Here is a 9,183-nt window from a genome sequence, read left to right as displayed (position 1 = left end):
CGTGGACGCCGTTGTCACGGCCGCGGCCGTGGCGTTGTCCGAAACCGGCACGATCATGCTGGACGGCAGCCCGGACCAGGGACGGCGCATCATTTCCCTGGTGCCCGACCGGCACATCTGCGTGCTTCATGCCGGGCAGGTTGTGGAGGTGCTGCCCGAGGCCATTGCGCGCCTGGAGGCAACCCGGCCGCAAACCTGGATCAGCGGCCCCAGCGCCACCAGCGACATCGAGCTCGAACGCGTGGAAGGCGTCCACGGACCCCGGACGCTGGACGTGCTCATCCTGCGGTGACAGCATGGCAGCCATGAAGACTTCTGAGTTGCTGGTGGATGCGTTTGGCCGGGTCGACGGAATTGTCGCGAGGGTCCTGGCCGGGCTGGACCGCGAGGCCTTGAACCGCCGGCCGGGCGGCACGGGCAATTCCATCGCCTGGCTGGTCTGGCACTTGAGCCGCGGCCAGGACGAACAAATCGCCGACGTGGCGGGCGCGGAGTCGGTCTGGGCATCAGGCGGCTATGCGGACCGTTTTGGCTTCGCCCTGGACCCTGCCGACACCGGCTACGGCCACAGCTCCTCCGACGTGGACGCGGTCCGGGTGGGCGACGCCGGCCTGCTCGCCGAATACCAGCACGCCGTCTCCGCCGCCAGCCAGGCGTACGTCGGCTCCCTTTCCGACGGGGACCTGGACCGGGTGGTGGATCGCCGGTGGAACCCGCCCGTGACGCTGGGCGTGCGGCTCATCAGCATCGTGGACGACGGCGTCCAGCACGGCGGCCAGGCGGCGTACGTCAAGGGCCTCCCGGCGGGTTCCTGAGCCCCCGGCGCCGGCCCCCCTTACATATTCACAGCTTCCGTCCTAGACTGGCGACAACCCCGGATTTTTCCAGTGAAATTCGCGCACCCTGCAACGGGTGACGGAATTGCCGCTCGTTGATTTGGCGCGCGCCGGGGCGTTCTTGTTGTACCGGGAAGCCCAGACGCGGTTCCCGGATTGCGAGGAAAGGTGCATTCCATGTCAGGAAACAAGGCTGTTGCCTACAAGGGCCCCGGGAAGGTCGAAGTCATTGACATCGACTACCCGACGTTTGAACTGAAGGACGGGCCGGGCGTCAACCCGGCCAATGTGGGGCGGAAGGTGCCCCACGGCGTGATCCTCAAGACCGTCGCCACCAACATCTGCGGCTCCGACCAGCACATGGTCCGCGGCCGCACCACCGCCCCTGCCGACCTGGTGCTGGGCCACGAGATCACCGGCGAAGTGGTGGAGGTGGGCCCGGACGTTGAATTCATCAAGGTGGGCGACATCTGCTCGGTGCCGTTCAACATCTCCTGCGGGCGCTGCCGCAACTGCAAGGAGCGCAAGACGGGCATCTGCCTCAACGTCAACCCCGACCGTCCGGGCAGCGCCTACGGGTACGTGGACATGGGCGGCTGGGTGGGAGGCCAGGCCGAATATGTCCTGGTGCCCTACGCCGACTGGAACCTGCTGAAGTTCCCGGACCGGGACCAGGCCTTGGAGAAGATCATGGACCTGACCATGCTGTCCGACATCTTCCCCACCGGCTACCATGGCGCCGTCTCCGCCGGGGTGGGCGTGGGGTCCACAGTCTACGTGGCCGGGGCCGGTCCCGTGGGACTCGCCGCGGCAACATCCGCGCACCTGCTGGGGGCTGCCGTGGTGATTGTCGGTGACATGAACGCCAGCCGGCTCACCCAGGCCCGGACCTTCGGCTGCGAGACCATCGACCTGACCCAGGGCGATCCCGGCGCACAGATTGAGCAGCTCCTGGGCGTCCCGGAAGTTGACTGCGCCGTGGACGCCGTCGGCTTTGAGGCCAAGGGGCATGGCGCGGACGCGGGCCACGAGGCGCCGGCAACCGTGCTGAACTCGCTCATGGACATCACCGCGGCCGGGGGTTCGCTCGGCATCCCGGGCCTGTACGTGACGGGCGACCCGGGCGGCATTGACGCCGCCGCGCAGAAGGGTTCCCTCTCGCTGAGCCTGGGCACCGGCTGGGCAAAGTCGCTCGCGTTCACCACGGGCCAGTGCCCGGTCATGAAGTACAACCGCGGCCTGATGATGGCGATCCTGCATGACAAGGTGCACATCGCCAAGAACGTCAACGCCAAGGCGATCCCGCTCACCGACGCGCCGCGCGGCTATGCCGAGTTCGACGCCGGCGCTGCCACCAAGTACGTGCTCAATCCGAACGGGTACCTGAACTAACTGCCGCGGTGGCTGGGTTTGCCGGCGCCCGGCAAACCCAACCACCCCGGAAGGGCCTACTTCTCCCAGGGAGCCTTGAGGGGGAAGTACTTTTCCAAAAAGTCCGTGACCCTTTCGCGGCGTTCCCCTGCATCCACCTCGGGGAAGCTGCCGTCGTTGAGGCACAGAAAGTCCGCGTTGCGCCGCTCCAGGACCCGCCCCAGCGAATCCAGCCCGGCCCGGGTGGTGGTGTCCACGTAGACTCCCCTGCCTTCGGCGTGCATCACGGCCCGCCCGGTCAGCAGCGCATAGTAGTGGTACAGGGAATTGGTCACCGAAATGTTCCCTGCCGCCCGGAAGCGGCTGGCCGCCGTGGCCGCAAATTCCGCGGCAAAGGTGTCCTCCAGTTCGGCCATGACCGACTTGCGGAACGGGGCCGCCGAATGTTCCAGGTGGCGGGTGGTGATGCGGCCAAAGCGGTCCCACAGCAGCCGGCGGTTCACGCGTGCGGAATTTTCAAAGCCGCTGCGTTCCGCCGAACTCTCGCCCAGGCCAATCCTGTTGGGGGAAAGCATGAACCGGGTGATGCCGCCGGGCGTGAAAAACATGTCCGGGGACAGCGGGCGGCCAAAAAACATGTCGTCGTTGGAATACAGGAAATGCTCCGAGAGGCCCTCGATATGGTGGAGCTGGGACTCCACGGCCATGGAATTGTGGGTGGGCAGCACCGACGGATCCAAAAAATGTTCCGCACTGCTCACCAGCCTCACCTTGGGGTGCCTGGCCAGCCACTGCGGCGCCGGGGAGTCCGTGGCGATGTAGATGGTGCGGATCCAGGGCGCGAACATGTATATGGACCGCAGGGCATATTTCAGCTCGTCAATCTGCCGGAACCGGGCCTCGTGCCCGTCCCCCTCGCCCAGCACCACGCCGGCTTCCTGTTCACGGCGGGCCGCCTGGTACTCCGGGGAACTGCCGTCCACCCAGGAAAACACCATGTCCACGGGGAAGCGGACGTCGAAAGCATGGTCGGCAAACATGTTTTCAATGGTCGGCCACGTTTTCCCGTACAGCTCAACTGTTCCGCGCCGGGCCTCGGCCTCGGTGACGGTGCGCCTGGTCAGCGAGTTCTCAACGGGCAGGCGGATCTGCCCGGCCCGAAACGTCCACAGTTCCAACTGAACGCCGGAATCAGCGCCGAAGAACAAGCCGCCGGACGGCTCAAGCCGCGGCCGGAAAAGTCTCAGGATGCGGGTCTTGCCGGACAGCGCCAGCGTGCCGTCCGCCACCAGCACGGTGGACTTCTTCTTGGTGTCAATGCTGCGCGCATACAGCGGCTCACCGGCAAAGGTGCGCACCAGGGCATTCTTCAGCGCGTGCCGGTAGGAGCGGTCGATGGCCAGCACGGGCCGCTGGTCGTTGCCCCGGACCAGCAGGTAGGGGATCGCGTAGCTTTCCAGTGCTGCACGGATGGCCAGCAGGTCCGCCACCATGGCCTGGTGCTGGGTCAGGGTGCGGTTCACGAGGGCCAGCCGCCCCTTGCGTTCGACGACGTCGGGCCTCGTCAGGAGCCGCGCCGGGGCGGGCGTTGGCGCCGGTGACGGGACGGCAGGGGGCAAGGCGGGCTCCTCCAGGAAATTGGCCCTGCACCTTGCACCGGCCACTGTCTGCGAGTTTACCGCGCAGGAACCTGCCCCAAACGGAAAAGGGCCTCGGGATCGTAATGTCCGGCCAGCCCCGCCAGCCGCGCCAGCACTTCCTGCGTGTAGCTGCCGGCAAAGCCCGCCGCGCCGGCACCGGCGGAAAAATTGGGCAGGCTGCCGCCGAAGGACCAGTCCGCCATCGCCCGGGACAGGCCCGCGGCATGTGCGGCAATGCCCGGCAGTGCCGGCGGTGCAGCCACGCCAACGCTATACAACCCAAACCCGGCGTCGCGGTGGCAGAGGGCGCTGGCAACGTCCGGCTCCTTGGACAGCGCGCCGCCAAACTGCCGGATTTCCAACAGCAGCTGTGGCGAATTGCTCTCCGGGCCCACGGCCCGCAGCAGGGTCTGTGCCCCCTCCGCCGGAAAGCTTGCGAGCAGGCAGGACGCCTCCTGCACCGGCAGGGCGTCCTCGGGGTCCGAATGGACCGCCCCGATCAGCGACGAAGGCATGGACTGCACCGCATCGATGAGCGGGACCCCGGCCGCACGGATCGGCGCAAGCCAGCGGGCGCCGTCGTCCGGGCTGCCGGTGAAGACATACCGGACGGCGACGGTGAACTTGCCGCCCAGTTGTTCAGGGACACCGGGCAGGGGCGGCAGCTGCATGAGCGCCAGGGAGGTGGTGGCCTCCGGCGGCAGGGTGGGGCACCATTCTGACCAGGCCAGGACCACGTCCGCGGCCGATTCCGCGCCGAAGAAGAGGGCGCCCGCGTAAATGACGGGGAGCGGGAGCAGGTCAAATTCCAGGGCGGTGATGATGCCCAGGGAGCCCTTGCCGCCACGCAGCCCCCAAAACAGCTCGGGCTCGGTTTCCGCCGTGACGTGGCGGATTTGACCGTCCCCCGTGACCACCTCAAGGGAGCGCACCCTGTCCGAGGCCGCCCCAAATGTCCGGGCCATGGGGCCGATGCCCCCGCCGCTGGTGTAGCCGGCCACGCTGACCCCGGGCGCGGAACCGCTCAGCCCCGCGAGGCCGTGTTGCGCACCGGCTGCGAGAACGGCCTTCCAGGTGGTGCCGGCCCCGGTCCGGGCCCAACCTGCGGGATCAACCGTGCATTCGTCCAGGCGGCCGGTGTGCACCAGCAGTGCGCCGGCCAGGTCGCTGGCAATGCCGTGGCCCGTGGCCTGGACCGCCACGGGAAGGCCATTGGCGGCGGCAAAGCGGACGGCCTCCACCACATCCTGGGCGTTGGCGGCCTCAACCACGGCGGCCGGGGTGGTCTGCACGGCCAGGTTCCACGGCGTGGCCAGTGCGGAGTAGCCCGGATCGCCGGGTTGGTGCAGGCTGCCGGCCAGGGCTCGTTTCAGGGATTCCATGCCTACTCCTCCAAGGTGCGGCCGCGCGACTCGGCTAACGGGACCTTTGGCGGCGTATGCCCAAGGATCCCAGAGAAGGCGCACCCTGGCCAGCGGCAGTTTTACCGGCGTTTGCGGTGGAACACCAGGGCCACGGCGATGCCCACCAGCCACACATCCTTGGCCAGCGGCACCCCGGCCGGCGTGGGGCGGATGCCGTCCGCCTGGGTCAGGCCGGGGGACTTGAGATAGTTGGCCAGGAGGCCGCCGGAAAATGCGCCCAGGACCAGCCCGGCCAGCCGGCTCGGGACCATGGGGAGCAGGAGTGTGGCGCCGATCCCGATTTCCGCGTAGCTCAGGTAGCGGCCAAACCTTTCAGGCTCCAGCGTTTCCACCTGCGGCACCACGCGGGCGGCGGAGGCCTGCAGCCCGGCGGCGTGTTCCGGGGCCAGGCTGAGCTTTCCGATGCCGGAATTGAGGATGAACGCCCCCGACACCAGGCGAAGTGCGGCGTTGCTGATGCTCAAACCCATTGTGTTCCCCTTGCCTCGTCCCGCTGCCTTGTGCCCCAAAATGCGTCCACGATCAGCCTAGGGAATCCGGGGCGGCCTGGCTAGTGTTGGGCCGCCAGCGCCGCCTCGAGGCCGGCCACCATGGCGTCCAGGCCCAGGTTGAAGGCGGCATCGGCGTCGTTGTGCCCGGAGGGATTGCGCCGGTGTGCGACGGCGGACGTGAAGTGGGGTGCCGCGTCCGCCAGTTCCCCGGGGGCAAAGATGTCGGCAGGGGCATTGACGTCATACGCCGAGCCGTAAATGAATGATTCCAGCGCCACCACGGCGTCGACAACCCGCTCCTTGGGCCAGCCCGCGCGCAGGAAGCCGTCCGTGACGGCGTCGTACATCTTGACGGTCTGCGGCGCATTGGTCACAGGCAGCAGCGCAATGACGGGGATCAGGGGCAGGTGGGCGGAGAACACGTCCCGGTAGGAGCGTGCCCACAGCCGCACCGCTTCCTCCCACGGCTTGTCCGCAAAGGCCGAAACATCCACGCGGCCCATGAGGGCATCCTCCACCAGCAGCAGCACGTCCTGCTTGGAACTGACGTGGTTGTACAGGGCCGACGGCGCCACGTTCAGCGCCTTGGCCAGCCCGGACATGGTCAGCGCCTTGTAACCGTGCCGGGTCACCAGCGCCAGGGCGGCCTTGGTGATCTGCGCATGGCCCAGCAGGGCGTGCGGGGGCCGGCCGGCCCGTCGTCGGACTGGTTTCACGGGCACGGCACGCTCGCTCAAGAACACTCTCCCCTTCGAACCAGGCGCCCCGGGCGCAATTTTTCCGTACCCCCCTTTACCAAACGGGGTGACGTCAGTTACAGTCTATTCTAAATGAACGTCATTCATTTAATGGGCCCGGCCACCGCGGGCGCATCGGAGAGGGAATCATGACCACAACACCAAACATTCAGCGCGACGTCGTCATCATCGGAGCCGGACCGTCCGGCATGACGGCCGCCCATGAACTCACCAAGGCCGGCCTGAGCGTTGCCGTCGTCGAAGCCCGAGACCGCGTGGGCGGACGGACCTGGAACAACACGATTGACGGCGCCTGGCTGGAATTGGGCGGACAGTGGGTCTCCCCGGACCAGACGGCCCTGATCGGACTGCTCGACGAGCTGGGCCTGGGGACCTACTCCCGCTACCGCGACGGCGACAGCGTCTACGTGGCCCCGGACGGCACCCGCACCCGCTACACCGGCGAAATGTTCCCTGTCGACGCGGACACCGAGGCCGAGATGAACAAGCTCATCGAGACCATGGACGCGCTGGCCGCCGCCATGGACCCGCAAGAGCCCTGGAACCACCCGCAGGCCCGCGAGCTGGACATCATCTCCTTCCACCACTGGCTGCGCAGCCAGTCCGGCAACGAGGAGGCCTGCAACAACATTGGCCTGTTCATTGCCGGCGGCATGCTCACCAAGCCCGCCCACGCCTTCTCCGCCCTGCAGGCTGTGTTCATGGCAGCCTCCGCCGGCTCCTTCACGCACCTGGTGGACGACAATTTCATCCTCGACAAGCGCGTCATCGGCGGCATGCAGGGCGTCTCCCTCGCCATCGCCGAGAAGCTGGGCGGGGATGTTTTCCTCAACTCCCCGGCCCGCACCGTCCGCTGGGAGAAGAACGACGGCGGCTGGCTCGCCACCGTGATTGCCGACGGCGTCACGGTGACCGCCAAGCGCGTGGTCATGGCCGTGCCGCCGAACCTATACTCCCGCGTCTCCTTTGAGCCGCCCCTGCCGCGCCGCCAGCACCAGATGCACCAGCACCAGTCGCTGGGCCTGGTCATCAAGGTCCACGCCGTCTACGACACGCCGTTCTGGCGTGCGGACGGGCTGTCCGGCACCGGCTTCTCCGCGTCCTCGCTGGTCCAGGAGGTTTACGACAACACCAACTACGGCGACACCCGCGGCACGCTGGTCGGCTTCATTTCGGATGAGAAGGCAGACTATGCCTTCTCCCTCTCCGCCGAGCAGCGCCAGAAGGAAATCACGGCGTCACTGGCCGAATTCCTCGGTGACGCCGCCCTGGAACCGGTGGTCTACTACGAGTCCGACTGGGGCTCCGAGGAGTGGACCCGCGGCGCCTACGCGGCCAGCTATGACCTTGGCGGCCTGCACCGCTACGGACCGGACCAGCTCACCCCCGTGGGCCCCATCCACTGGTCCTGCTCCGACCTGGCTGCCGAGGGCTACCAGCATGTGGACGGTGCCGTCCGCATGGGCCAGTTCACCGCCAAAAAGCTGATCGCCGAACTGGCCGCTTAGCTCTTCGGGCGCTTGGCCGCCTCGCGCTCCTTGGCCACCTTCGCCTCGGCGCGGGCCTTGGCGAACACTGCGCGTTCCTCCACCAGCCACGCGGGGGGAGCTTGCAGCAGCGCGGTGATCTCCGCCGTCGTGAGCGGCTCGGTGATGTCGGAGCGGTTCAGGCCGCCAATGGAGATGTTCAGTTTCTGGGCCACCACCTGGCGCGGGTGCGGGCCGGTGCGGCGCAGCTCGGCCAGCCACTCAGGCGGGTTTTCCTGCAAACTCTTGAAGTCCTCCCGGCTGATGGCGTTTTCTTGGAACTCCGCAGGGGCAGCGGGCAGGTGGATGCCCAGCTTCTTGGCCGCGGTGGCGGACTTCATGGCTTGGGGCGACGGTTCAATGGTCATGGTTCAAGGGTACCGGGCACTGCCGCGCGTGCAGTGCAGTGCGTTAGGGTGAACAGGTGCCAGAACCCCGTGAACTCAAAGTGACCTTTGTCCCTGGCGTGACCCCCGGAAAGTGGATCCACCGCTGGGAGGAGCGGATGCGCCAGGTTCCCCTCCGGGCGGACCCGGTTGCGCAGCACCACCAGCTCGACGCCGTCCGCTCCGGGGATGCCGACCTGGCCTTTGTGCGGCTCCCGGTCGACAAGGCCGGGCTGAACGTCATCCCCCTCTATACGGAGCTGTCCGTGGTGGTTGCGCCCAAGGACCACCCGATCGCCGCGTTTGAGGAAATTGAGGTCGGGGAGCTCGCCGACGAGTACCTCCTGGCCGACCCCAACGACTTTCCCGCCTGGCGGGACATATCCACCCAAATCCGTGAGGGCACCCGCAAGCCGCTGCCCGCCATGGCCTCCGTGGAGGAGACCCTGGACCTGGTTGAGGCCGGCCTGGGAATCCTCATTTTGCCGATGTCCGTGGCCCGGCACTTCAACCGCAAGGCCTTGCGGGCCCGCGTGGTCACGGGGGTGCCGGAATCCGGCGTCGGCCTGGCCTGGCTGCACTCCGACACCCCGCTGCCGGACGGTTTTGACGCCGTCATCGAGGAATTCATTGGCGTGGTGCGCGGCCGCGGGGCCAACAGCTCCCGGCAGCCGTCCGTGCTGGCCAAGCAGGCGGAGGCGCCAAAGAAGGGCGCCAAGGCTTCGGGCGGCAAGTCTACGGGCGGCAAGGG

General features: G+C 67.6%; 10 protein-coding genes. 5 read left to right on the top strand and 5 right to left on the bottom strand.

Going from position 1 to position 9,183, the window contains the following annotated elements; genetic code table 11:
- The 3 genes from LPN03_RS20060 to fdhA all read left to right on the top strand — a co-directional run.
- The coding region (locus tag LPN03_RS20060; RefSeq protein WP_262455660.1) for a lactate utilization protein C at positions 1–292 on the top strand (292 nt) is incomplete at its 5' end.
- 13 nt (positions 293–305) lie between these two features.
- Positions 306–815 carry a mycothiol transferase gene (locus tag LPN03_RS20055; RefSeq protein WP_165183326.1) on the top strand — a complete coding sequence of 170 codons (510 nt, stop codon included), beginning with the start codon at positions 306–308 and terminating at the stop codon, positions 813–815.
- Between the two features lie 198 nt (positions 816–1,013).
- Positions 1,014–2,228 (top strand): formaldehyde dehydrogenase, glutathione-independent, encoded by a 1,215-nt coding sequence (gene fdhA, locus LPN03_RS20050; protein ID WP_165183325.1) that lies wholly within the window; start codon positions 1,014–1,016, stop codon positions 2,226–2,228.
- Between the two features lie 56 nt (positions 2,229–2,284).
- On the opposite strand, the gene LPN03_RS20045 is transcribed toward fdhA, so the two are convergent.
- From LPN03_RS20045 to LPN03_RS20030, 4 genes are all read right to left on the bottom strand, one after another.
- Complete coding sequence (locus LPN03_RS20045; protein ID WP_262455659.1) at positions 2,285–3,826, bottom strand: stealth family protein; 1,542 nt, start codon at positions 3,824–3,826, stop codon at positions 2,285–2,287.
- Positions 3,827–3,882: 56 nt separating this feature from the next.
- Positions 3,883–5,229, bottom strand: a complete 1,347-nt coding sequence (locus LPN03_RS20040) for an FAD-binding oxidoreductase (RefSeq protein ID WP_262455657.1) — start codon at positions 5,227–5,229, stop codon at positions 3,883–3,885.
- Positions 5,230–5,330: 101 nt separating this feature from the next.
- The gene (locus LPN03_RS20035; protein ID WP_165183323.1) at positions 5,331–5,741 is read right to left on the bottom strand and encodes a hypothetical protein; all 411 of its coding nucleotides are present in this window, start codon (positions 5,739–5,741) and stop codon (positions 5,331–5,333) included.
- Between the two features lie 80 nt (positions 5,742–5,821).
- Positions 5,822–6,499 (bottom strand): TetR/AcrR family transcriptional regulator, encoded by a 678-nt coding sequence (locus LPN03_RS20030; RefSeq protein WP_262455656.1) that lies wholly within the window; start codon positions 6,497–6,499, stop codon positions 5,822–5,824.
- A gap of 149 nt (positions 6,500–6,648) precedes the next feature.
- Between LPN03_RS20030 and LPN03_RS20025 the strand changes: the two genes are divergently transcribed.
- Positions 6,649–8,028, top strand: coding sequence for a flavin monoamine oxidase family protein (locus LPN03_RS20025; RefSeq protein WP_262455655.1), 1,380 nt, complete (start codon positions 6,649–6,651; stop codon positions 8,026–8,028).
- Here LPN03_RS20025 and LPN03_RS20020 read toward each other — a convergent pair.
- Positions 8,025–8,387, bottom strand: coding sequence for a DUF5997 family protein (locus LPN03_RS20020; RefSeq protein WP_410468625.1), 363 nt, complete (start codon positions 8,385–8,387; stop codon positions 8,025–8,027). The genes LPN03_RS20025 and LPN03_RS20020 overlap by 4 nt on opposite strands.
- A gap of 83 nt (positions 8,388–8,470) precedes the next feature.
- On the opposite strand from LPN03_RS20020, the gene LPN03_RS20015 reads away from it, so the two are divergent.
- Positions 8,471–9,183: substrate-binding domain-containing protein (locus LPN03_RS20015; RefSeq protein ID WP_262455651.1), on the top strand; the 713-nt coding region annotated here is incomplete at its 3' end.

The organism is Arthrobacter sp. A2-55 (assembly GCF_025548615.1).
Lineage (GTDB): Bacteria > Actinomycetota > Actinomycetes > Actinomycetales > Micrococcaceae > Specibacter > Specibacter silviterrae.
This window is presented reverse-complemented; position numbering and strand designations above follow the sequence as displayed.